At 60.3% G+C, this 23787-nt stretch carries 23 protein-coding genes; 16 read left to right on the top strand and 7 right to left on the bottom strand.

From position 1 onward, the window contains the following. Both QF039_RS23945 and zapE read left to right on the top strand, forming a co-directional pair. The gene (locus tag QF039_RS23945; protein WP_177020450.1) at positions 1-1356 is read left to right on the top strand and encodes a tryptophan--tRNA ligase; all 1356 of its coding nucleotides are present in this window, start codon (positions 1-3) and stop codon (positions 1354-1356) included. A 78-nt stretch (positions 1357-1434) separates the two neighbouring features. Beyond that, on the top strand, positions 1435-2529 hold the full coding sequence (gene zapE / locus QF039_RS23940; RefSeq protein ID WP_003216025.1) for a cell division protein ZapE: 1095 nt from the start codon (positions 1435-1437) through the stop codon (positions 2527-2529). A 194-nt stretch (positions 2530-2723) separates the two neighbouring features. Here the strand turns inward: zapE and QF039_RS23935 are convergent, their stop codons facing one another. After that, the gene (locus tag QF039_RS23935; protein ID WP_173406101.1) at positions 2724-3644 is read right to left on the bottom strand and encodes a GlxA family transcriptional regulator; all 921 of its coding nucleotides are present in this window, start codon (positions 3642-3644) and stop codon (positions 2724-2726) included. Positions 3645-3864: 220 nt separating this feature from the next. Between QF039_RS23935 and QF039_RS23930 the strand changes: the two genes are divergently transcribed. Further along, positions 3865-5001, top strand: a complete 1137-nt coding sequence (locus QF039_RS23930; protein WP_003216028.1) for an acyl-CoA dehydrogenase family protein — start codon at positions 3865-3867, stop codon at positions 4999-5001. Between the two features lie 106 nt (positions 5002-5107). On the opposite strand, the gene QF039_RS23925 is transcribed toward QF039_RS23930, so the two are convergent. Then, positions 5108-6148 carry an NADP(H)-dependent aldo-keto reductase gene (locus QF039_RS23925; RefSeq protein WP_177021839.1) on the bottom strand — a complete coding sequence of 347 codons (1041 nt, stop codon included), beginning with the start codon at positions 6146-6148 and terminating at the stop codon, positions 5108-5110. Between the two features lie 248 nt (positions 6149-6396). Between QF039_RS23925 and rplM the strand changes: the two genes are divergently transcribed. The 8 genes from rplM (at position 6397) to QF039_RS23885 (ending at position 12205) form a co-directional block, all read left to right on the top strand. After that, the gene (rplM, locus tag QF039_RS23920) at positions 6397-6825 is read left to right on the top strand and encodes a 50S ribosomal protein L13 (RefSeq protein ID WP_003216032.1); all 429 of its coding nucleotides are present in this window, start codon (positions 6397-6399) and stop codon (positions 6823-6825) included. A 14-nt stretch (positions 6826-6839) separates the two neighbouring features. After that, positions 6840-7232 (top strand): 30S ribosomal protein S9, encoded by a 393-nt coding sequence (rpsI, locus tag QF039_RS23915; protein ID WP_003216038.1) that lies wholly within the window; start codon positions 6840-6842, stop codon positions 7230-7232. Between the two features lie 266 nt (positions 7233-7498). Next, on the top strand, positions 7499-8095 hold the full coding sequence (petA, locus tag QF039_RS23910; protein ID WP_003216040.1) for a ubiquinol-cytochrome c reductase iron-sulfur subunit: 597 nt from the start codon (positions 7499-7501) through the stop codon (positions 8093-8095). After that, positions 8095-9306, top strand: a complete 1212-nt coding sequence (locus tag QF039_RS23905) for a cytochrome bc complex cytochrome b subunit (protein WP_003216042.1) — start codon at positions 8095-8097, stop codon at positions 9304-9306. Before petA ends, QF039_RS23905 begins: the two co-directional genes overlap by 1 nt. Then, a complete protein-coding gene (locus tag QF039_RS23900; protein ID WP_003216044.1) occupies positions 9306-10085 on the top strand; it encodes a cytochrome c1 in 780 nt (259 codons plus the stop codon). The genes QF039_RS23905 and QF039_RS23900 overlap by 1 nt, the downstream gene beginning before the upstream one ends. Before the next feature lie 145 nt (positions 10086-10230). Beyond that, a complete protein-coding gene (locus QF039_RS23895; protein WP_003216049.1) occupies positions 10231-10848 on the top strand; it encodes a glutathione S-transferase N-terminal domain-containing protein in 618 nt (205 codons plus the stop codon). Positions 10849-10865: 17 nt separating this feature from the next. After that, positions 10866-11285, top strand: a complete 420-nt coding sequence (locus tag QF039_RS23890; protein ID WP_003216051.1) for a ClpXP protease specificity-enhancing factor — start codon at positions 10866-10868, stop codon at positions 11283-11285. A gap of 170 nt (positions 11286-11455) precedes the next feature. Then, a complete protein-coding gene (locus QF039_RS23885; protein ID WP_008437251.1) occupies positions 11456-12205 on the top strand; it encodes a FadR/GntR family transcriptional regulator in 750 nt (249 codons plus the stop codon). Between the two features lie 201 nt (positions 12206-12406). On the opposite strand, the gene QF039_RS23880 is transcribed toward QF039_RS23885, so the two are convergent. Then, entirely contained in the window at positions 12407-13561 is a 1155-nt protein-coding gene (locus tag QF039_RS23880) for a phospholipase (RefSeq protein ID WP_102369912.1), read from the bottom strand. Between the two features lie 224 nt (positions 13562-13785). On the opposite strand from QF039_RS23880, the gene kdgD reads away from it, so the two are divergent. The 5 genes from kdgD (at position 13786) to QF039_RS23855 (ending at position 20333) form a co-directional block, all read left to right on the top strand. Then, on the top strand, positions 13786-14697 hold the full coding sequence (kdgD, locus tag QF039_RS23875; protein WP_003216058.1) for a 5-dehydro-4-deoxyglucarate dehydratase: 912 nt from the start codon (positions 13786-13788) through the stop codon (positions 14695-14697). Positions 14698-14751: 54 nt separating this feature from the next. After that, positions 14752-16197 carry an aldehyde dehydrogenase family protein gene (locus QF039_RS23870; RefSeq protein WP_003216060.1) on the top strand — a complete coding sequence of 482 codons (1446 nt, stop codon included), beginning with the start codon at positions 14752-14754 and terminating at the stop codon, positions 16195-16197. A gap of 87 nt (positions 16198-16284) precedes the next feature. Beyond that, on the top strand, positions 16285-17649 hold the full coding sequence (locus tag QF039_RS23865; protein WP_167662905.1) for an MFS transporter: 1365 nt from the start codon (positions 16285-16287) through the stop codon (positions 17647-17649). 13 nt (positions 17650-17662) lie between these two features. Further along, positions 17663-19216, top strand: a complete 1554-nt coding sequence (gene garD / locus QF039_RS23860; protein ID WP_177020453.1) for a galactarate dehydratase — start codon at positions 17663-17665, stop codon at positions 19214-19216. 175 nt (positions 19217-19391) lie between these two features. After that, a complete protein-coding gene (locus tag QF039_RS23855; RefSeq protein WP_003216066.1) occupies positions 19392-20333 on the top strand; it encodes an AEC family transporter in 942 nt (313 codons plus the stop codon). Here the strand turns inward: QF039_RS23855 and QF039_RS23850 are convergent. From QF039_RS23850 to gatB, 4 genes are all read right to left on the bottom strand, one after another. Then, positions 20330-20710, bottom strand: coding sequence for a carboxymuconolactone decarboxylase family protein (locus tag QF039_RS23850; RefSeq protein ID WP_003216068.1), 381 nt, complete (start codon positions 20708-20710; stop codon positions 20330-20332). The two genes, QF039_RS23855 and QF039_RS23850, sit on opposite strands and share 4 nt — an antisense overlap. Next, entirely contained in the window at positions 20707-21753 is a 1047-nt protein-coding gene (locus QF039_RS23845) for a calcium/sodium antiporter (protein WP_032899620.1), read from the bottom strand. Before QF039_RS23845 ends, QF039_RS23850 begins: the two co-directional genes overlap by 4 nt. 59 nt (positions 21754-21812) lie before the next feature. Further along, entirely contained in the window at positions 21813-22184 is a 372-nt protein-coding gene (locus QF039_RS23840) for a septal ring lytic transglycosylase RlpA family protein (RefSeq protein WP_307521036.1), read from the bottom strand. A 156-nt stretch (positions 22185-22340) separates the two neighbouring features. Continuing rightward, entirely contained in the window at positions 22341-23786 is a 1446-nt protein-coding gene (gene gatB / locus QF039_RS23835) for an Asp-tRNA(Asn)/Glu-tRNA(Gln) amidotransferase subunit GatB (protein WP_307521032.1), read from the bottom strand. Position 23787 lies beyond the last annotated feature (1 nt).

Below are 23787 nucleotides of genomic sequence, written 5' to 3'. Positions count from 1 at the left end.
ATGACGACCCGTACCCGCATCCTCACCGGCATCACCACCACCGGCACGCCGCACCTGGGCAACTACGCCGGCGCGATCCGCCCGGCGATCCTTGCCAGCCAGGACGCCAACGCCGACTCCTTCTACTTCCTGGCCGACTACCACGCCCTGATCAAGTGCGATGACCCGCAGCGCATCCAGCGCTCGCGCATGGAAATTGCCGCGACCTGGCTGGCCGGTGGCCTGGATGTGAACCGGGTAACCTTCTACCGCCAGTCCGATATCCCGGAAATCCCCGAGCTGACCTGGTTGCTGACCTGCGTGGCGGCCAAGGGCCTGCTCAACCGTGCGCACGCCTACAAGGCCTCGGTGGACAAGAACCTGGAGAACGGCGAAGACCCGGATGCGGGGATCACCATGGGCCTGTACAGCTACCCGGTGCTGATGGCCGCGGACATCCTGATGTTCAACGCCCACAAGGTGCCGGTCGGTCGTGACCAGATCCAGCACGTGGAAATGGCTCGCGACATCGGCCAGCGCTTCAACCACCTGTTCGGCAAGGGTAAAGAATTCTTCACCATGCCCGAAGCGCTGATCGAAGAAAGCGTCGCCACCTTGCCGGGCCTGGATGGCCGCAAGATGTCGAAGAGCTACGACAACACCATCCCGTTGTTCACCAGCGCCAAGGACATGAAGGACGCGATCTCGCGGATCGTCACCGACTCCCGCGCGCCGGGCGAAGCCAAGGATCCGGACAACTCGCACCTGTTCACCCTGTACCAGGCATTTGCCACCCAGGCCCAGGAAGAAGAGTTCCGCGGCGATCTGCTGCAGGGCCTGGGCTGGGGCGAGGCGAAGAACCGTCTGTTCCAACTGCTGGACGGCCAGTTGGGTGAAGCGCGCGAGCGTTATCACCAACTGATGTCGCGCCCGTCGGACATGGAAGACCTGCTGCTGGTCGGCGCCCGCAAAGCCCGCGCCGTGGCTGCACCGTTCCTGGCCGAACTGCGTGAAGCGGTGGGCCTGCGCTCGTTCGTCAACCCGGTCGCCGTGGCTGCCACCACCAAGAAGAAAGCTGCGAAAGCCGCGCGCTTTGTCAGCTTCCGCGAAGACGACGGCAGCTTCCGCTTCCGTTTGCTGGCGGCCGAAGGCGAGCAACTGCTGCTGTCGCGCAACTTTGCCGACGGTAAAACCGCAGGCGCCGTAACCAAGCAGCTGCAATCGGGTCAGGCGCTGGATGTACGCAGTGAAGCCTCGAGCTTCAGCGTGTGGCTGGACGGTGAAGTCGTCGCCGATAGCCCGGCGTTCGCCGACAGCGCCTCGCGGGATGCGGCGATCGAAGCCTTGCGCGTTGCGTTGACCCCAATCGAGGATTGACCCGACCAAGGGTTGATTGCCATTCTTCAGGGCCGTCGTTACAGTGGCGGCCCGTTTTTGTTGCCTTGCTAACGAATTATGACGCCCCTAGAACGATATCAAGCTGATCTGAAACGCCCTGAATTCTTCCATGACGCTGCCCAGGAAACTGCGGTGCGCCATTTGCAGCGCCTGTACGACGATCTGGTCCAGGCCTCGCAGAACAAGCCGGGCATGTTCAGCAAGCTGTTTGGCAAGAAAGACCACACGCCGGTCAAGGGCCTGTATTTCTGGGGTGGTGTTGGCCGGGGCAAGACTTACCTGGTGGACACCTTCTTCGAAGCGCTGCCGTTCAAGGAAAAGGTCCGCACCCACTTCCACCGCTTCATGAAGCGCGTGCATGAAGAGATGAAGACCCTGCCGGGCGAAAAGAACCCGCTGACCATCATCGCCAAGCGCTTCTCGGAAGAAGCCCGGGTGATCTGTTTCGATGAGTTCTTCGTGTCCGACATCACCGACGCGATGATCCTCGGCACCCTGATGGAAGAGTTGTTCAAGAACGGCGTGACCCTGGTCGCCACCTCGAACATCGTGCCCGACGGCCTGTACAAGGACGGTTTGCAACGCGCGCGTTTCCTGCCGGCCATCGCCCTGATCAAGCAGAACACCGACATCGTCAACGTCGACAGCGGCGTCGACTACCGCCTGCGTCACCTTGAACAAGCCGAACTGTTCCACTACCCGCTCAACGAAGTGGCCCAGGAAAGCCTGCGCAAGAGCTTCCGCGCGCTGACGCCGGAATGCACCCAGGCGATTGAAAACGACAAGCTGATCATCGAAAACCGCGAAATCATCGCACTGCGTACCTGCGATGACGTGGCCTGGTTCGAATTCCGCGAACTGTGCGACGGCCCTCGCAGCCAGAACGACTACATCGAACTGGGCAAGATCTTCCACGCGGTGATCCTGAGCGGTGTCGAGCAGATGAGCGTCACCACCGACGACATCGCGCGGCGCTTTATCAACATGGTCGACGAATTCTACGACCGCAACGTCAAGCTGATCATCTCGGCGGAAGTCGAGCTCAAGGACCTCTACACCGGCGGCCGCTTGAACTTCGAATTCCAGCGCACCTTGAGCCGCTTGCTGGAAATGCAGTCCCACGAGTTCCTGTCGCGGGCGCACAAGCCGTAAGCGATGTGCTTGAAATGAAAAAGGCCCGCAGCGATGCGGGCCTTTTTTTATGCAAAATTTCCAGGTCAACAGAAAGCAACTGTGGGAGCCGGGCTTGCCCGCGATAGCGGTCTGTCAGCTGATGCCGCTGGTGCCTGGCACGCTGCCATCGCAGGCAAGCCAGCTCCCACATTTTTACTGCGTATACCCTTTGGTTACGCGGCCTGCTGGAACTGCTGGCGATACTGGTTGGGCGACAGCTCGGTATGCTGGCGGAACAGCCTCGCAAAGAAGCTCGCGTCGTCGTAGCCCACCTCGTAACTGATGGTCTTGATGCTTTTGCGGCTGCCGGACAGCAGGCCCTTGGCTGTCTCGATGCGCAACCGTTGCAGGTAGTGCAGCGGCTTGTCACCGGTGGCGGTCTGGAAGCGGCGCATGAAGTTGCGGATGCTCATGCCGTGTTCCCGGGCCACGTCTTCGAAGCGGAACTTGTCGGCGAAGTGCTCTTCGAGCCAATGCTGGATCTGCAGGATGATCACGTCCTGGTGCAGCTTCTGCCCGCCAAAACCGATGCGCCCGGGGGCGTAGCTGCGTTGCACTTCGTAGAGGATGTCGCGGGCCACGGCCTGGGCGATGTTGGCGCCGCAGAAGCGTTCGATCAGGTAGATGTAGAGGTCGCAGGCTGAAGTGGTGCCGCCGGCGCAGTAGAGGTTGTCGGCGTCGGTCAGGTGCTTGTCCTGGTTCAGTTGCACCTTGGGAAAGCGTTCGGTGAAAGCGTTGAAGAAGCGCCAATAGGTGGTCGCTTCCTTGCCATCCAGCAGGCCGGCTTCGGCGAGCCAGAACACCCCGGTGGCTTCGCCGCACAGCACCGCGCCACGGGCGTGTTGTTCGCGCAGCCAGGGCAGCACTTGGGGGTAGCGTTGGCACAACGAGTCGAAATCGTCCCAGAAGGCCGGGAGCACGATGATGTCGGCGTTTTCGAGGCCGCCGTCCACCGGCATGATCACATCGCTGAAGCTGCGCACCGACTGCCCGTCGGGGCTGACCAGGCGGGTTTCGAAGGCGGGAGTGAGGCCCTGGCCCAGCTGTTTGCCGTAGCGCAGGCTCGCGAGGTGGAAGAAATCCTTGGCTTGCATGAGGGTTGAAGCGAATACCCGATCAATGGCCAAAATGCTGACGCGCCGCAAGGGCGTGGAGATTTGGTTAGACATAATTTCATTTATTCTTATAGGGGAAAGTGGTCACCAGACGGCTGGATCGTCTTATTTTTTGTCGCATGTGTCCAGTGTCCTGTGACGCCTTCGCGGCTTAGGCTCTGTGATCCCGGTCTTGTCCGACAATTCACACAGGTGACCCATGATTCCCAGAACCTTGTTCAGCTCGGAGCACGAACTCTTCCGCCAGAGCGTGCGCACCTTCCTCGAAAAAGACGCGGCGCCGTTCCACGGGCAATGGGAAAAGCAGGGGTACATCGACCGCAACCTGTGGAACAAGGCGGGGGAGGCGGGGATGCTCTGCTCGCATTTGCCGGAAGAGTACGGCGGCCTCGGGGCGGACTTTCTCTACAGCGCGGTGGTGATCGAGGAGATCAGCCGCCTGGGATTGACCGGGATTGGTTTCTCCCTGCATTCGGACATTGTTGCGCCCTACATCCTGCATTACGGCAGTGAGGCGCTGAAGCACAAGTACCTGCCCAAGCTGATCTCCGGGGAAATGGTCACGGCGATTGCCATGACCGAGCCGGGGGCCGGGTCCGACCTGCAAGGGGTCAAGACCACGGCGGTGCTGGATGGCGATGAATACGTGATTAACGGCTCCAAGACGTTCATCACCAATGGCTTCCTGGCTGATCTGGTGATCGTCGTGGCCAAGACCGATCCCAAGGCCGGCGCCAAGGGCACCAGCCTGTTCCTGGTGGAGGCCAATACGCCGGGTTTCGACAAGGGCAAGCGCCTGGAGAAGGTCGGGATGAAGGCCCAGGATACATCGGAGCTGTTCTTCCAGGATGTGCGGGTGCCCAAGGAGAATCTGCTGGGCCAGGCGGGGATGGGCTTTGCCTACCTGATGCAGGAGTTGCCGCAGGAGCGTTTGACGGTGGCGATTGGCGCGTTGTCGTCAGCCGAGGCGGCGTTGCAATGGACGCTGGAATACACCCGGGACCGCAAGGCGTTCGGCAAGGCGATCATCGACTTCCAGAACACCCGATTCAAACTGGCGGAGATTGCCACTGAAACCCAGATCGGCCGGGTGTTTGTCGACAAGTGCATGGAGTTGCACCTGGAAGGCAAGCTCGATGTGCCCACGGCCGCGATGGCCAAATACTGGGCCACGGACCTGCAGTGCAAGGTGCTGGATGAGTGTGTGCAACTGCACGGCGGGTATGGGTTTATGTGGGAATACCCGATTGCGCGGGCGTGGGCAGATGCGCGGGTGCAGCGGATTTATGCGGGGACGAATGAGATCATGAAGGAGATTATTGCGCGGGCGCTTTGAATCTTCTGTGTTGCTGATGGCGCCATCGCGGGCAAGCCCGGCTCCCACAGAAATACTCGGTCAACTGTGGGAGCTGGCTTGCCTGCGATAGCGGCCTAGAGATCAATCAAGGCGCAGGATTCGGATGATCCTTCTGAATCGCCTCAATCCCTGCCAGCACCTCATCCGACAGTTTCAGGTCGGCACTGGCGATGTTGCTGTCCAGCTGCTCCAGGGTCGTGGCGCCAATGATGTTGCTGGTCACGAACGGTTGTTGGGTAACAAACGCCAATGCCATCTGCGCCGGGTCCAGGCCGTGCTCACGGGCCAGTGCCACGTAACGGCTGCATGCAGCCTCCGACTGCGGGTTGAAGTAGCGGCTGAAGCGGCTATAGAGGCTCAGGCGGCCCTTGGCCGGGCGTGCGCCACCTTCGTACTTGCCGCTGAGCATGCCGAACGCCAGCGGTGAATACGCCAGCAAACCGCACTGTTCACGGATGGCGATCTCCGCCAGGCCCACTTCAAAGCTGCGGTTGAGCAGGTTGTAGGGGTTCTGGATCGACACCGCGCGGGTCCAGCCGCGGGCTTCGGCCAGGGCCAGGAACTTCATGGTGCCCCACGGGGTTTCGTTGGACAGGCCGATGTGGCGGATCTTGCCGGCCTTGACCTGCTCATCCAGGGCTTCGAGGGTTTCCTCCAGCGGCGTCAGGTCTTCGTCGGCCTTGTGCTTGTAGCCCAGTTGGCCGAAAAAGTTGGTGCTGCGTTCCGGCCAGTGCAGCTGGTAGAGGTCGATCCAGTCGGTTTGCAGGCGCTTGAGGCTCGCGTCCAGGGCTTCGGCGATGTGCTTGCGGTTGTGCTTGAGGCTGCCATCGCGGATGTAGTCGATGGTGTTGCCGGGGCCGGCGATCTTGCTGGCGAGGATCCAGTCGGCACGGTCGCCGCGGCTTTTGAAGTAATTACCGATGTAGCGCTCGGTGGTGGCGTAGGTGTCGGCCTTGGGCGGCACCGGGTACATTTCCGCGGTGTCGAGGAAGTTGATCCCCGCGGCCTTGGCCCGTTCGATCTGTGCGAAGGCCTCTGCCTCGCTGTTCTGCTCGCCCCAGGTCATGGTGCCCAAGGCTATCGCGCTCACGTTCAGATCGGTTCGGCCCAGCTGTCGATAGTCCATCGGGTACTCCTTCGAGGAAAACAATCATAAAAGCAGGTTGAAATTTTTTTGGCAATCTGCATAATTGCCCACCTCTTTCTGCAGTGGAAGTGATGCGCCGCCTGCCGAAGAATCTTGCCGTTGAACGGACGCGCCGACCCGAGCCCCCGATAGCGTCTGTATCCGGCTGCCTTTGACTTGTCAAAGTACGCACTATTCAGTAAGATCCGCCGTCTAATTTACAGGGCGGCCCCTGAGGCTATTAAAGAATGACAACTTTTACTGCAAAACCAGAAACAGTTCAGCGCGACTGGTTTGTCGTCGACGCCGCTGGTCAGACCCTGGGTCGTCTGGCCACTGAAGTCGCCAGCCGTCTGCGTGGCAAGCACAAGCCTGAGTACACCCCTCACGTTGATACCGGTGACTACATTGTCATCATCAACGCCGAGCAGGTACGTGTTACCGGCAACAAAGCGCAAGACAAAATGTACTACCGTCACTCCGGTTTCCCAGGCGGTATCAAGTCTTCGAACTTCGAAGGCCTGATCTCCAAAAAGCCTGAAGCCCCGATTGAAATCGCGGTCAAAGGTATGCTGCCGAAGGGCCCACTGGGTCGCGACATGTATCGCAAGCTGAAAGTCTATGCGGGCGCTGCTCACCCTCATGCTGCTCAGCAGCCCCAAGAACTGAAGTTTTAACGGAATAGTTCATTATGTCGGCGACTCAAAATTACGGCACTGGCCGTCGCAAAACCGCTACCGCTCGCGTTTTCCTGCGTCCGGGTACTGGTAACATCTCGATCAACAACCGCACTCTGGAAAATTTCTTCGGTCGCGAAACTGCCCGCATGGTAGTTCGTCAGCCGCTGGAATTGACCGAGACCGTTGAAAAGTTCGACATCTACGTCACCGTTATCGGTGGCGGTGTAAGTGGTCAAGCTGGCGCAATCCGCCACGGTATCACTCGCGCTCTGATGCAGTACGACGAAACCCTGCGTGGCGCTCTGCGCAAAGCTGGCTTCGTGACTCGCGATGCTCGTGAAGTTGAACGTAAGAAAGTTGGTCTGCGTAAAGCGCGTAAGCGTCCGCAGTACTCGAAGCGTTAATTCGCTTTTACGTTCCAGAAAACGCCCAGCCTCCTCACGGAGCTGGGCGTTTTTTATTGCCTGCTATTTATGTAAAAAAATCTGTGTGACAACTTGCCACATCCGTAGAGCCCCTATACTCAAAGGCTTGGAGCCAGTGCTGGGGGTAATTACCTTGTCAGACGTGGGGCTTTTCATTACCATTCGGCAAAATTTTTATAAGTTCAGATTTAACACTTAGTAGACGCCTGATTTAACAGGCCACAAAGCTGATGGGAGAGGACTGAATGAGCAATGACGGCGTGAATGCAGGCCGGCGTCGCTTCTTGGTAGCAGCCACATCCGTGGTGGGTGCTGCAGGAGCGGTGGGGGCTGCGGTCCCGTTCGTGGGGTCATGGTTTCCCAGTGCCAAGGCGAAAGCCGCAGGTGCACCGGTGAAGGTGAATGTCAGCAAGATCGATCCAGGCCAGCAAATGATTGCTGAATGGCGCGGTCAGCCAGTGTTCATCGTTCGTCGTACCGAGGAAATCCTGGGAAATCTGAAGAAGATCGAGGGCCAGCTGTCCGACCCCGACTCGAAGAATTCCGATCAACCCGCTTACGTCGATAAGGAAATTCGCTCGATCAAGCCGGAAATTCTGCTGCTGATCGGTATCTGCACCCACTTGGGTTGTTCTCCCACCTTCCGCCCGGAAGTGGCGCCTGCGGACCTGGGCAAGGACTGGGTCGGAGGCTATTTCTGCCCGTGCCACGGTTCTCACTACGACCTCGCTGGCCGCGTCTACAAGTCACAACCTGCACCACTGAACCTGCCAGTTCCGCCACATCACTACGAGACTGACAGTGTCATTGTCATTGGCGTCGACGAGGGGGAGAAAGCCTGATGAGCAAGTTCATGGATTGGGTGGATGCGCGCTTCCCCGCGACCAAGATGTGGGAAGACCACCTCAGCAAGTACTACGCACCGAAGAATTTCAACTTCTTCTATTTCTTTGGCTCCCTGGCACTTCTGGTACTGGTCAATCAGATCGTTACCGGTGTCTGGCTGACGATGAGCTACACGCCGTCGGCCGAAGAAGCCTTCGCCTCCGTCGAATACATCATGCGCGACGTCGAGTACGGCTCGATCCTGCGTCTGCTGCACTCCACCGGCGCCTCGGCGTTCTTCATCGTCGTCTACATGCACATGTTCCGTGGCCTGCTCTACGGCTCGTACCAGAAGCCTCGCGAGCTGGTGTGGGTGTTTGGCATGCTGATCTACCTGGCGCTGATGGCCGAGGCCTTCATGGGCTACCTGCTGCCGTGGGGCCAGATGTCCTATTGGGGCGCCCAGGTGATCATCTCGCTGTTCGGTGCGATCCCGGTCATCGGCAACGACCTGACCCAGTGGATTCGCGGTGACTACCTGATCTCCGGGATCACCCTGAACCGCTTCTTCGCCTTGCACGTGGTGGCCTTGCCGATCGTGATCCTGGGCCTGGTAGTGCTGCACATCCTGGCGTTGCACGAAGTGGGTTCGAACAACCCCGACGGCGTGGATATCAAGAAGCACAAGGACGAAAACGGCGTACCACTGGACGGCATTCCGTTCCACCCGTACTACACCGTGAAAGATATCGTCGGTGTGGTGGTGTTCCTGTTCATCTTCTGCTCGATCGTGTTCTTTTTCCCGGAGATGGGCGGTTATTTCCTCGAGAAACCGAACTTCGAACAGGCGAACGCCTTCAAGACCCCGGAACACATTGCCCCGGTCTGGTACTTCACTCCGTTCTACGCGATCTTGCGGGCGATTCCCGACAAACTCATGGGCGTTATCGCCATGGGCGCGGCGATTGCGGTGCTGTTCGTGCTGCCGTGGCTCGACCGTAGCCCGGTCAAGTCCATGCGCTACAAGGGCTGGCTGAGCAAGATCTGGCTGTGGGTGTTCTGCATTGCGTTCGTGATCCTGGGTGTACTGGGCGTACTGGCGCCGACCCCGGAGCGTACGTTGCTGTCGCAGGTCTGCACCTTCCTGTACTTCGCCTACTTCATTCTGATGCCGTTCTACACCCGGCTCGAGAAGACCAAACCGGTACCGGAAAGGGTGACTGGCTGATGAAAAAATTATTCGTTGCATTCATTCTTGCGGCCCTGCCGCTGCTGTCTTTCGCCGCTGAACACGGCCCAGAGCTGGAAAAAGTCGACATCGACGTGTCGGACAAAGCCGCAATGCAGGACGGGCTGCGTACGTTCACCAACTACTGCATGGGCTGCCACAGCGCCAAGTTCCAGCGTTACGAGCGAGTGGCCGACGACCTGGGCATTCCCCATGACGTGATGCTGAGCCACTCGGTGTTCACCGGGGCGAAGATCGGCGACCACATGACCATAGGCATGCAACCGGCCGACGCCAAGACCTGGTTCGGGGCTGCACCGCCCGACCTGACCCTGGTGGCCCGTGTGCGTGGCACCGATTGGCTCTATGGCTACCTGAAATCCTTCTATGAAGACCCGACGCGTCCCTACGGCGTGAACAACAAAGTGTTCCCGAACGTCGGTATGCCTAACGTTCTGGTCGGCCTGCAAGGCCGCCAAGTGGTAGGATGCAAGCAAGTACAAATCGTCGAAGACGGCAAGAAGCAGTATGATCCGCTCACCGGTACGCCTTTGACTCATGAAGCGTGCGATCAGCTGACCATAGTGCCGAAGACCGGCACGCTGAACGAAGAGCAGTTCGACGAGAAGGTCAAGAATCTGGTGACCTTCCTGGCCTACTCGGCCAACCCAGTGAAGCTGCAGCATCAGCGCATTGGTACCTATGTGTTGCTGTACCTGGCCTTCTTCTTCGTGTTCGCCTATCTGCTGAAACGCGAATACTGGAAGGATGTGCATTGATCCAACCGTAAGTAATTGCTGTTAATCTTGCGCGCCCAGCGGCATCTCTGAAGGTAAGTCTGGTTTATCCAGGCGTCACGGAGATGCTCACTGGGCGCGCTCGTTTTTGAGCTTCCGATAATTTCAACAAGCGAGGAGGACCGCCATGGGCGTGACCAATCGGTTGGCCTGTTACTCCGACCCCGCCGACCACTATTCCCACCGAGTACGCATCGTGCTCGCAGAGAAGGGTGTCAGCGCAGAGATCATCAGTGTGGAGGTGGGACGTCACCCGCCGAAACTGATCGAAGTGAACCCTTACGGCAGCTTGCCCACCCTGGTCGATCGTGACCTGGCGTTGTGGGAGTCAACCGTGGTGATGGAATACCTGGATGAGCGTTATCCCCATCCACCGTTGCTGCCGGTGTATCCGGTGGCGCGTGCCAACAGCCGCCTGCTGATCCATCGGATCCAGCGTGACTGGTGTGGCCTGGTGGACCTGATTCTGGATTCACGCAGCAAGGAAGCGGCCCGGGTTCAGGCGCGCAAGGAATTGCGCGAGAGCCTGACCGGTGTTTCGCCGTTGTTTGCCGACAAACCTTTTTTCCTCAGCGAGGAACAAAGTCTGGTGGATTGCTGCCTATTACCCATACTCTGGCGCTTGCCGATTTTGGGCATAGAACTGCCGCGGCCTGCCAAGCCGCTGCTTGACTACATGGAGCGCCAGTTTGCGCGTGAGGCTTTCCAGGCGAGTCTGTCTGGTGTCGAACGCGATATGCGCTAAGGCTTAAGGAGCCGTTGATGAACTCCAGTCGACCTTACCTGGTCCGCGCGCTCTATGAGTGGATAGTGGACAACGATTGCACCCCGCACATGCTGGTCAATTCCGAGTTTCCCGCGGTTCAGGTACCGCAAGGTTTTGCCAGTGACGGACAAATCGTCCTGAACGTTTCACCCAGTGCCGTGCGACACCTGCACATGGACAATGAAGCGGTCAGCTTTGAAGGGCGTTTCGGCGGTGTGCCGCATACGCTGTTCGTGCCCATCGGTGCCATCCTCGGGATCTACGCCCGGGAAAATGGCCAGGGCATGGTGTTTGATCTGGAGTCTTCCCTTGAGGATGACGAAGCGATCGAGCTCGAAGGCGAAGATGATGTGCCGCCGCCGGATTCCGAGCCGCCGCGTCCAAGCGGTCGGCCGAGTCTGAAAGTGGTGAAGTAACAAGGCGCGGGCCCTCGGGCCAGCGTTGAAAATGCCTCGGCGATGCCGGGGCATTTTTTTGCCTGGCGAAAACCCCGGCGGTTATAGATGAAAGTCATGACAGGACGGTGATCGTACAACCGCCATGGGCTATCATGCGTGCTTCAGATCGCCGAGATAGATGATTCATCATGGAAAACTCCAGCGCCGCCCCTCGTCTTCCCCGCAAGCGCCGCAGCCTTGCCCAGGAATTGGTCACGGTGTTGTCCGAGCAGATCCGCGACGGCCAACTCAAACGTGGCGACAAACTGCCCACCGAGTCGGCGATCATGGACGCCCATGGGGTCAGCCGCACCGTGGTGCGTGAAGCCATCTCGCGATTGCAGGCCGCCGGGCAGGTAGAAACCCGCCATGGCATCGGCACTTTTGTACTGGATACGCCAAGCCCCAGCGGTTTCCGGATTGATCCGGCCACTGTCGTCACCCTGCGTGATGTGCTGGCCATCCTTGAACTGCGGATCAGCCTGGAAGTGGAGTCTGCCGGGCTCGCCGCCCAGCGCCGTAGCGACGAGCAATTGGCCGGCATGCGTGCTGCCCTCGATGCCCTTAACGAAAGTGCGGCCCACGCCGGTGATGCGGTGGCGTCGGACTTCCAGTTCCACCTGCAGATTGCCCTGTCCACCGGCAACCGCTACTTCACCGACATCATGACCCACCTGGGGACCAGCATCATTCCGCGCACGCGGCTGAATTCAGCGCGCCTGGCCCATGATGACCAGCAGCACTACATGAGCCGCCTGAGCCGCGAACACGAAGAGATCTATGAGGCGATCGCGCGCCAGGACTCGGACGCGGCGCGGGCGGCCATGCGGTTGCACCTGACCAACAGCCGTGAGCGGCTGCGCCATGCCCATGAAGAGGCGGAAGCGCAGCGCGGTTGATTCCAGGCTGGACGTAAGCGTGTGGCTTGAAAGCCCATTGTGGCGAGGGAGCTTGCTCCCGTTGGGCCGCGCAGCGGCCCCAAATCCATTGCCCCGAGTTCTGTCTGAAAGAACCCCGTGTTCTTGCCGGGGCTGCTTCGCAGCCCAACGGGAGCAAGCTCCCTCGCCACAGGTTAGTGCGCGAGGCTTAACTCACGTCTTTCAGGCCGGCTGATTCGGCGTGTAGTCCTTGAGCAGCAGATACGTGCTCCAACCCCACCAGTCATTGGTCCACTGCTTGTCGTTCAGGTTGTTGACGTCCTTGCGTCGCAGCACCTTGTCGCCTTCAGCCTTGAACAGCGGTGAGAAGTTGTTCGCCGGGTTCTGCGCGGCGTTCAGGTCCGGCACATACAGCGGTGCCTTGAAGTTGGCCGGGGAGGGCGCCATGCCGCTGATAAACGTTTCGAAGATCTCATCGGCCGAGGCCTGCACGGCGCGTTTGACCATGGCGCGGTTGGCCGCATCGTTGCTGTCGAAATAGCGTTTATCACCGTAGGCATGCCACTGCTCGCCCAGGGCGTTGCGCACATTGAGCCCGAACTTGCTGTCTTCATCGTGCATGAAGCGGCTGATCAGCGAGCCCAGTTCACCCGGTGTTACCACCGCCGCCAGTTGCTTGCGCGGTACCCGCAGGTGCCCGGCGGAAAATAGATCGGTCAAAAAGTGATCAGCAAAGCTGTTCATGGCATAGGCCAGTTCCAGCGCCTGGTCGGTGCCGGTCTGATGCGCCACGACGGCTTGTTGCAAGGCTGCCGTATGCCCCGCCAGATAGGCCGCCAAAGCCCATTCGCCAAAGTGGTCGGCATTGTCTGCCGCCAGTTTCAGGTAGCGCCCCAGTGGAATCAGTGCCGAGACAGCACTGCCGCCGCCGGTGATGCGGTTCCATTCCTCGGACAAGGTGTCACCCAGCGCGTCATAGGCTTCATGGGGTTGCTTGCCGTCCTTGATCGCCTGGTTGACCGCATTGATCTCCTTTTGCATCACCGCCAGGATCTTGCCCGCTTCTTCCCGTGATGCTGGCAATACCGCCAGCGAGTTGAATGCATCGGTAAAGCGCTGCACACGATCAGCGGGCGATGTGCCTTCGTTGATGGGGCGCCCGGGGATGCCATAGAAATCACCGCCCAGGGCGATGATCTGGCCGTAGCTCAGCGCCAGGCCATTGGGCAGGTGCAATTCGACCTGCCGGGCGGGAATCGGCGGGGCGTCCTTGACGAAACGCAACAGGGTGTCGTCGCCGATGGCGGTGTGTTCGCCGCCTTCAAAACGCAGGGTTGGCGGGGTTTTCACAGGTGTGGCGAGTTCAAGATCTGACATGTTAGCTCCTTGCTATGTCGTAGGATTCTTCCGTAATAACTGTACGTATATACAGTTATCCCGAGCATAGAGGAAAAACTTCCTACGTCAAGAAAGCAGCAATCTAGAAGGGCGGCGATGAATTGCAGTTGACGAATATTTTTATAGTTGTACGATGACGTACGACATCAAGATAACCATCCGTAATCTCACAACAGAAAGTCTTCGCCCAGGGTGTTCGAATAATGAATCCACAAGAACTGAAGTCCATCCTCTCTCACGGTCTGCTGTCTTTCCCGGTGACCGATTTCAATGCCCAGGGTGATTTCCACCAGGCGGGCTACATCAAGCGTCTGGAATGGCTGGCCCCTTACGGCGCTACCGCCTTGTTCGCCGCTGGCGGCACCGGTGAGTTTTTCTCCCTGGCGGCCAGCGAATATTCGCAAGTGGTGAAAACCGCCGTTGATACCTGCGCCACCAGCGTGCCGATTCTTGCCGGTGTCGGCGGTGCCACCCGCCAGGCCATCGAGTACGCCCAGGAAGCCGAGCGTCTGGGCGCCAAAGGCCTGTTGCTGCTGCCGCACTACCTGACCGAAGCCAGCCAGGACGGGGTTGCCGCCCACGTTGAAGCGGTGTGCAAGTCGGTCAAGATCGGTGTAGTGGTCTACAACCGCAACGTCTGCCGCCTGACCGCGCCGCTGCTGGAACGCCTGGCCGAGCGCTGCCCGAACCTGATCGGTTACAAGGACGGCCTGGGTGACATTGAATTGATGGTGTCGATCCGTCGTCGCCTCGGTGACCGTTTCAGCTACCTGGGCGGCTTGCCGACTGCAGAGGTTTACGCCGCTGCCTACAAGGCCCTGGGCGTGCCGGTGTACTCCTCGGCGGTGTTCAACTTCATTCCAAAAACCGCGATGGATTTCTACCACGCCATTGCCCGGGAAGATCACGCCACCGTCGGCAAGATCATCGACGACTTCTTCCTGCCGTACCTCGACATCCGTAACCGCAAGGCCGGTTACGCGGTGAGCATCGTCAAGGCCGGGGCGAAAATCGTCGGTTACGACGCTGGCCCCGTGCGTACGCCGCTGACCGATCTGCTGCCGGAAGAATACGAAGCCCTGGCCGCGTTGATCGACAAGCAAGGCGCGCAATAACCCATCACCAAGGCCGCTGAGTAATCAGCGGCTTTTTGCGTCAGGAGAGAATTCGTGTCCCAAGCCAAGCGTTTTGAAAACTACATCGGTGGCCAGTGGGTTGCCGGCGCCGACTACTCGGCCAACATCAATCCGTCGGAGTTGTCTGATGTCATTGGCGAATACGCCAAGGCTGACCTCGCCCAGGTCCACGCGGCCATCGACGCTGCGCGCGCTGCTTTTCCGGCGTGGTCCACTTCCGGGATCCAGGCGCGTCATGATTCGCTGGATAAAGTCGGCACCGAAATCCTCGCCCGTCGTGAAGAACTCGGCACCCTGCTGGCCCGGGAAGAGGGCAAGACCCTGCCGGAAGCCATCGGCGAAGTGACCCGCGCCGGTAACATCTTCAAATTCTTCGCCGGTGAATGCCTGCGCCTGTCCGGCGACTACCTGCCGTCGGTGCGTCCGGGCGTCAACGTTGAAGTGACCCGTGAGGCGTTGGGCGTGGTTGGCCTGATCACGCCGTGGAACTTCCCGATTGCCATCCCGGCCTGGAAGATCGCCCCGGCCCTGGCCTACGGCAACTGCGTGGTGCTCAAACCGGCTGAACTGGTACCGGGCTGCGCCTGGGCCCTGGCCGAAATCATCTCCCGCGCCGGCTTCCCTGCCGGTGTGTTCAACCTGGTGATGGGCAGCGGCCGTGTGGTCGGCGATGCCATGGTCAACAGCCCGAAAGTCGACGGCATCAGCTTCACCGGCTCGGTGGGCGTGGGTCGTCAGATCGCCGTCAGCTGCGTGTCGCGCCAGGCCAAGGTGCAGTTGGAAATGGGCGGCAAGAACCCGCAGATCATTCTCGACGACGCCGACCTCAAGCAAGCCGTCGAGCTGTCGGTGCAGAGCGCGTTCTACTCCACCGGCCAACGTTGCACCGCGTCCAGCCGCTTTATCGTCACCGCCGGGATTCACGACCAGTTCGTCGCGGCCATGGCCGAGCGGATGAAGTCGATCAAGGTCGGCCACGCCCTGAAAACCGGCACCGACATCGGCCCGGTGGTTTCCCAGGCCCAGCTGGACCAGGACTTGAAGTACATCGACATCGGCCAGAGCGAAGGCGCCCGGCTGGTCAGCGGCGGTGAGCTGGTGACCTGCGACACCGAAGGCTACTTCCTCGCGCCGACGCTGTTTGCCGACAGCGAAGCCGCGATGCGCATCAGCCGTGAAGAGATCTTCGGCCCGGTGGCCAACGTGGTGCGCGTGGCGGATTACGAGGCGGCGCTGGCGATGGCCAACGACACCGAGTTCGGCCTCTCGGCCGGTATCGCCACCACCTCGCTGAAATACGCCAACCACTTCAAGCGTCATTCCCAGGCCGGGATGGTGATGGTCAATCTGCCGACTGCCGGTGTGGATTACCACGTTCCATTCGGCGGCCGTAAGGGTTCATCCTACGGTTCGCGTGAGCAGGGTCGCTATGCGCAAGAGTTCTACACCGTGGTGAAAACCAGCTACATCGGTTCGTAACGGCAACATCCTGTGGCGGGTCCGTGCCCGCCACAGGCTTACAATTTGATTACCCGCAAAAAAAATAATTAGTGGGAGTACATCTTCATGCAAGCGACCAAGCCGACCCATGTCCGCTATTTGATTCTGCTCATGCTGTTTCTGGTGACCACGATCAACTACGCTGACCGGGCCACCATCGCCATCGCCGGCTCCAGCCTGCAAAAAGACCTCGGTATCGACGCGGTCACCCTCGGCTATATTTTCTCCGCATTCGGTTGGGCCTACGTGGCCGGGCAAATTCCCGGCGGCTGGCTGCTGGACCGATTCGGTTCGAAAAAAGTCTACGCCCTGAGTATTTTCACCTGGTCACTGTTCACCGTGCTGCAAGGCTATGTCGGTGAGTTCGGTGTTTCCACGGCCATCGTTGCGCTGTTCATGTTGCGCTTCCTGGTGGGCCTGGCTGAAGCGCCATCCTTCCCCGGAAATGCGCGCATCGTGGCGGCGTGGTTTCCTACGGCTGAACGCGGCACCGCCTCGGCGATCTTCAACTCGGCGCAGTACTTCGCCACCGTGTTGTTCGCACCGCTGATGGGTTGGATCGTCTACACCTTCGGCTGGCAGCACGTGTTCGTGGTGATGGGCGGCATCGGTATCGTATTCTCGCTGATCTGGCTGAAAGTTATCCACAGCCCGCGCCAGCACCCGATGATCAACGAGGCCGAGTTCCAGCACATCGCTGCCAACGGGGCCATGGTCGACATGGACCAGGACAAGGGCAGAGGCAAGAAAACCGACGGCCCGAAGTGGGATTACATCCGTCAGTTGCTGACCAACCGAATGATGCTCGGCGTGTACCTGGGCCAGTACTGCATCAATGGCATCACCTATTTCTTCCTGACGTGGTTCCCGGTGTACCTGGTTCAAGAACGCGGCATGACGATTCTCAAGGCCGGCTTCATCGCGTCCTTGCCGGCGATCTGCGGCTTTATCGGCGGCGTGTTGGGCGGGGTGATTTCCGACTACCTGCTGCGCAAGGGCCATTCGCTGACCTTCGCCCGCAAGGCGCCGATCATTGGTGGCTTGCTGATTTCCAGCAGCATTGTCGCGTGCAACTACGTGGACATCGAATGGATGGTGGTGGGCTTCATGGCCTTGGCCTTCTTCGGTAAAGGCGTTGGCGCACTGGGCTGGGCGGTGGTGTCCGACACCTCGCCGAAACAAATCGCTGGCTTGAGTGGCGGCTTGTTCAACATGTTCGGCAACCTGGCCTCCATCAGCACCCCGATCGTGATCGGCTACATCATCAGCACCACAGGCTCCTTCAAGTGGGCGCTGGTGTTTGTCGGTGCCAACGCATTGCTGGCGGTGTTCAGCTATCTGGTAATCGTTGGCCCGATCAAGCGTGTAGTGCTCAAGGAGCCGCCGGCCAAAGGCCCCGAGCTGACTAAACTTTCCCAAGCGCATTCCTGAAGGGGCCCGCGTCATGCAGTTGATTGAACATGCCGATTCGCCACGCTCCATCCGTTTGCACGCGCTGGATAACGTGGTGATTGTGGTCAACGACCAGGGCGTACCGGCGGGGACCGAGTTTCCCGACGGCCTGGTGACGGTGGATTTCATTCCCCAAAGCCACAAGGTGACGCTGGAAGACATCCCCGAAGGCGGCCGCATCATTCGCTACGGCCAGACCATCGGTTATGCCCTGCGCCCGATTCCCCGCGGCAGTTGGGTGCAGGAAGATCAACTGCGCATGCCCACGGCGCCGCCGCTGGACAGCTTGCCGCTGTCCACTGAAGTGCCCGAGACCCAGGCGCCGCTGGAAGGCTTTACCTTCGAGGGTTATCGCAATGCCGACGGCACCGTGGGCACACGCAATATCCTCGGGATTACCACCACGGTGCAGTGCGTCACGGGCGTGCTGGACCATGCGGTGAAGCGCATCAAGGACGAGTTGCTGCCCAAGTACCCGAACGTCGATGACGTGGTGGCGCTGACCCACAGCTACGGCTGCGGCGTGGCGATCACGGCCACCGACGCCTACATCCCGATCCGCACCGTGCGTAACCTGGCGCGCAATCCGAACCTGGGCGGTGAAGCCCTGGTGATCAGCCTGGGTTGCGAGAAGTTGCAGGCCGGGCAGGTGATGCATGAAAACGACAGCTCGGTAGACCTGAGTGAGCCATGGCTGTATCGGTTGCAGGACTCCAGCCACGGCTTTACCGAAATGATCGAACAGATTATGGAACTGGCCGAAACCCGCCTGAAGAAACTCGACCTGCGCCGGCGGGAAACCGTACCGGCGTCGGAGTTGATCCTCGGCATGCAGTGTGGCGGCAGTGATGCGTTCTCGGGGATTACCGCCAACCCGGCGCTGGGTTATGCCTCGGATTTGCTGCTGCGGGCGGGCGCGACGGTGATGTTTTCCGAAGTGACCGAAGTCCGCGATGCGATCTACCTGCTGACTTCCCGTGCCGAGAACCAGGACGTGGCCCGGGAACTGGTGCGGGAAATGGACTGGTACGACCGCTACCTGGCCAAGGGCGAGGCGGATCGCAGCGCCAATACCACGCCGGGCAACAAGAAGGGCGGGTTGTCGAATATTGTCGAGAAGTCGTTGGGTTCCATCGTCAAGTCGGGCAGCAGTGCGATCAATGGCGTGCTTGGCCCGGGCGAGCGGTTCAATCGCAAGGGCCTGATCTTTTGTGCCACGCCGGCGAGTGATTTTGTGTGCGGCACGTTGCAGTTGGCGGCGGGGATGAACCTGCACGTGTTCACCACCGGGCGTGGCACGCCGTATGGGCTGGCGATGGCGCCGGTGGTGAAGGTCTCGACCCGGACGGAGCTGGCGCAGCGTTGGCCTGACCTGATTGATATCGACGCCGGGCGGATCGCCACCGGCCGGGCGACGATTGAGGAGCTGGGTTGGGAGTTGTTCCACTTCTACCTGGATGTGGCCAGCGGCAAGAAGCAGACATGGGCGGAGCAGCACAAGCTGCATAACGACATTACGTTGTTCAATCCGGCGCCGATTACTTAAGACCGAGTCGCCTGCTTCGCGAGCAAGCCCGCTCCCACATTTGACTGCATTCCAAAGGTAGAACTCGGTCAAATGTGGGAGCGGGCTTGCTCGCGAAAGCGGTAGTCCAGACGAAGCTGGCCATGCTGGCTTATCATTAGCCACCTACCGACGCCCACCCAAGGTTCTCCCCGGCATGCTGGCAATCTTCCTACAAACCCTGAACATCACCGCGCCGGTGTTTGCCATGCTGTTCCTGGGCGTCCTGCTCAAGCGCATCAACTGGATCAACGACAACTTTATCCACATCGCTTCGGCCCTGGTGTTCAACGTCACCATGCCGGCGTTGCTGTTCCTCGGGATTCTCCATGCCGACCTGCATTCAGCCCTCAAGCCGGGCCTGCTGATCTACTTCGCCGTCGCTACGCTGCTGAGCTTCGCCCTGGCCTGGGGCTGGGCGATCTTTCGATGCCCGCGGGAAGATCGCGGCATCTATGCCCAAGGCGCGTTTCGCGGTAACAACGGGGTGATCGGCCTGGCCCTGGCGGCCAGCATGTACGGTGACTACGGGATTTCCCTTGGCGCGGTGCTCGCGGCGCTGGTGATCCTGTTCTACAACACCCTGTCGACCATTGTGCTGGCGGTGTACAGCCCGGTGATCAAGTCCGACCCGTGGAGCATTTTCAAAAGCGTGCTGGCCAACCCGTTGATCATCAGCGTGATCGCGGCGGCGCCGTTCGCGTACTTCCAGATTGGCTTGCCTGGCTGGCTGGAATCCTCCGGGCAGTACCTGGCGGACATGACGTTACCATTGGCGTTGATCTGTATCGGTGGCACGTTGTCGTTGGCGGCGCTGCGTAAAAGCGGCGACATGGCCCTGAGTGCCAGCCTGATGAAGATGGTCTGGCTGCCGGTGATCGCGACCCTGGGGGCGTGGCTGCTGGGGTTTCGCGGGCCGGAGTTGGGGATTCTGTTCCTGTACTTCGGCGCGCCCACGGCGGCGGCCAGTTTTGTCATGGCGCGGGCGGCGGAGGGCAATCATGAACTGGCGGCCGCGATTATCGTGATCACCACCCTGATGGCGGCGGTGACCACGAATATCGGGATTTTCGTGTTGCAGGCGGGTGGCTGGATCTAGGCGTCTTTCTGGTAGCTGTCGATCACTTCCTGCGCGGCGCGGAAGGCGTCAATCGCCGCCGGCACACCGGCATACACCGCACAATGCAGCAGCGCCTCGCGAATCTCCTCCACGGTGCAACCGTTGTTCAGCGCGCCGCGCACGTGGCCCTTGAGTTCCTGCGGGCACTTGAGGGCGGTCAACGCGGCGAGGGTGATCAGGCTGCGGGTTTTCAGCGGCAACCCTTCGCGATTCCACACGCTGCCCCAGGCATGCTCGTTGACGAAATCCTGCAGCGGCTGGCTGAACTCCGTGGCATTGCCCAGCGCCCGATCGACAAACACATCACCCATCACCTGGCGGCGCATTTCAACGCCGGGCTTTTTCTGTTCGGTCATTGCGATTCCCTCTTGTGTTGGCGGCGCCAGGCTTGCAGCGAGGTGAACAACAGGAAAGCCACCAGCGCTGGCAGGACGTAATACAGCATCAGTTGTTCAAGCTTGTTGGCCAGCGGCATGCCGAAGGTGAACGACACCACGTGCAGTCCGTACACCAGGTACAGGCCCAGGAATACCAGGCCTTCGGCCCGGGTGACGCGGTAGCCCGAATAAAACACCGGCAGGCACAGGGCGACCACGCCGAGCATTACCGGCAGGTCGAAATCCAGGGCATTGGGCGACACCGACAACGGCGAGGGCGCCACCAGGGCGGTAAAGCCCAGCACCCCAAGCAGGTTGAACAGGTTGCTGCCGATCACATTGCCCACGGCAATTTCCCGCTGGCCGCGCAGGGCGGCGATCAGCGAGGTGGCCAGGCAGGGCAGGGAAGTGCCGACGCCAATCAGCGTCAGACCGATGATGCGTTCCGACAGGCCCAGGTCAGAGGCCACGTCCACCGCCGCGCCCAGCAGCAGGTGCCCGGCCAGTACGAGGATCAACAGCCCACCGAGCATCAGCAGCACGCTGCTCAGCCACGGTGCCTGCACCACAGTGTCCCGGGTGCGCGGGCGGCGGGAGTGGCGGGTCTGGTAGAGCAGCACGCCGAGGTAGGCCACCAGGGCCACCAGCAGTAACAGGCCATCGATCGGCGTGAGTTCTTCATTGGCGGCTAGCACAAACACCAGCAGGCTGGCGATGATCATCATCGGGATATCCAGGCGTACCAGTTGCCGGGAGACCCGCAGCGGAATGATCAGGGCTGCCAGGCCAAGGGTCACGAGGGTGTTGAAGATGCTGCTGCCGATCACACTGCCCACGGCGATGTCGGTGTTGTCCGCCAGGGTCGCTTGCAAGCTGATCGCCATCTGCGGCGCGCTGCTGCCGAAGGCGACGATGCTCAGGCCGATGATCAGCGGGCGCACCTTGAGGCTGGCGGCCAGGCGCACGGCGGCGCGCACTAATACTTCTGCGCCGAAGATCAACAGCAGCAGGCCGCTGATCAGTTCGATCAGGCTAAAGGGCGAGAGGGCGGTTAATGCGGAAATGGCCTGGGCTCCGTCGGTCAGTTGCTGAGGGCTTGCACGCGAACGCGCGCGGTGCCGCTGCCGATCATACCGATCTGTTCGGCGGCCTTGCGTGAAAGGTCGATCAGGCGCCCACGGGTATGCGGGCCGCGATCATTGATGCGGACAACGACGCTTTTGTTGTTGTTGAGATTGGTGACCTTCACCTGCGTGCCGAAGGGCAGGCGACGATGGGCGGCGGTCAGGGCATTCTGGTTGAACGGTTCACCGCTGGCAGTGCGGTTGCCGTGGTGTTTGGCGCCGTAGTAGGAAGCGGAGCCGGTTTCGTCATAGCCGTTGGGGTCGATGAGGCCGCTGGCGCAGCCGGCGAGCAGAGAGAACAGGGCCAACAGGCCGAGTAGACGCTTCATTCAAGGTGTCCCCAAAAGTGATGTGGAAACCGGCTTATGTGGGAGCCGGGCTTGCCCGCGATGCAAGCGCCTCGGTCTTGCAGGTGCACCGAGGTGATGCTATCGCAGGCAAGCCAGCTCCCACACAAGCCGGCTCCCGCAGTGAGACGACCGCGTTTAGCCTTCGAGTTTGCTTTTCAGCAGTTCGTTGACCTGTTGCGGGTTGGCCTTGCCTTTGGAGGCTTTCATCGCCTGGCCGACAAAGAAGCCGAACATCTTGCCCCGCTTGGCTTCATCCGCCGCACGGTATTGTTCAACCTGCTCGGCATTGGCTGCCAGCATCTCGTCGAGCACGGCCGAAATCGCGCCGCTGTCGGTGACTTGTTTCAGGCCGCGCTTCTCGATGATCTCGTCAGCGTTGCCTTCGCCGGCGGCCATGGCTTCAAACACGGTCTTGGCGATTTTGCCGGAGATGGTGTTGTCCTTGATCCGCAGCAACATGCCGCCCAGTTGCTCGGCCGACACCGGTGCTTCGTCGATTTCCAGGCCCTGTTTGTTCAACAGGCTGCCCAGCTCAACCATCACCCAGTTGGCCGCCAGTTTGGCGTCGCCGGCAATGCTCACGACTTTTTCGAAGTAGTTGGCTTGCTCGCGGCTCGACGCCAGCACGCTTGCGTCATACCCCGAAAGACCGAACTGCGCCTGGAAACGCTCGCGTTTCTGCGGTGGCAGTTCCGGCAGCGTGGCGCGCACGTCAGCCAGGAACGAGTCCTCGATGACCACCGGCAACAGGTCCGGATCGGGGAAGTAACGGTAGTCGTTGGCTTCCTCCTTGCTGCGCATGGCGCGGGTTTCGTCTTTGTTCGGGTCGTACAGGCGGGTCTGCTGGATCACCTTGCCGCCGTCTTCGATTAGCTCGATCTGGCGACGTACTTCGGTGTTGATCGCCTTCTCGATGAAACGGAACGAGTTGACGTTCTTGATCTCGCAGCGGGTGCCGTACTCGGCCTGGCCTTTTGGCCGCACCGACACGTTGCAGTCGCAACGCAGGGAGCCTTCGGCCATGTTGCCGTCGCAGATCCCGAGGTAACGCACCAGCGCGTGGATCGTCTTGACGTAGGCCACGGCTTCCTTGGCGCTGCGCATGTCCGGCTCGGAAACGATCTCCAGCAGCGGGGTGCCGGCGCGGTTCAGGTCGATGCCGGTGGCGCCGTTGAATTCTTCATGCAGGCTCTTGCCGGCATCTTCTTCCAGGTGCGCACGGGTCACGCCGACACGTTTGATGGTGCCGTCTTCCAGCGGGATGTCCAGGTAGCCCTTGCCGACGATCGGCAATTCCATCTGGCTGATCTGGTAGCCCTTGGGCAGGTCCGGGTAGAAGTAGTTCTTGCGGGCGAACACGTTGTGCTGGCCGATCTCGGCATCGATGGCGAGGCCGAACATCACCGCCATGCGCACCGCTTCCTGGTTCAGCACCGGCAGCACGCCGGGCATGCCCAGGTCTACCAGGCTGGCCTGGGTGTTGGGTTCTGCGCCGAACGTGGTGGCGCTACCGGAGAAAATCTTCGATTGGGTGGCGAGCTGGGTATGAATCTCCAGCCCGATCACGACTTCCCATTGCATA

The sequence above is a fragment of the Pseudomonas sp. W2I6 genome (assembly GCF_030815935.1).
Classification (GTDB): Bacteria; Pseudomonadota; Gammaproteobacteria; order Pseudomonadales; family Pseudomonadaceae; genus Aquipseudomonas.
The sequence above is the reverse complement of the archived record's forward strand: the minus strand, read 5'-3'. Positions and strand labels throughout refer to the sequence as shown.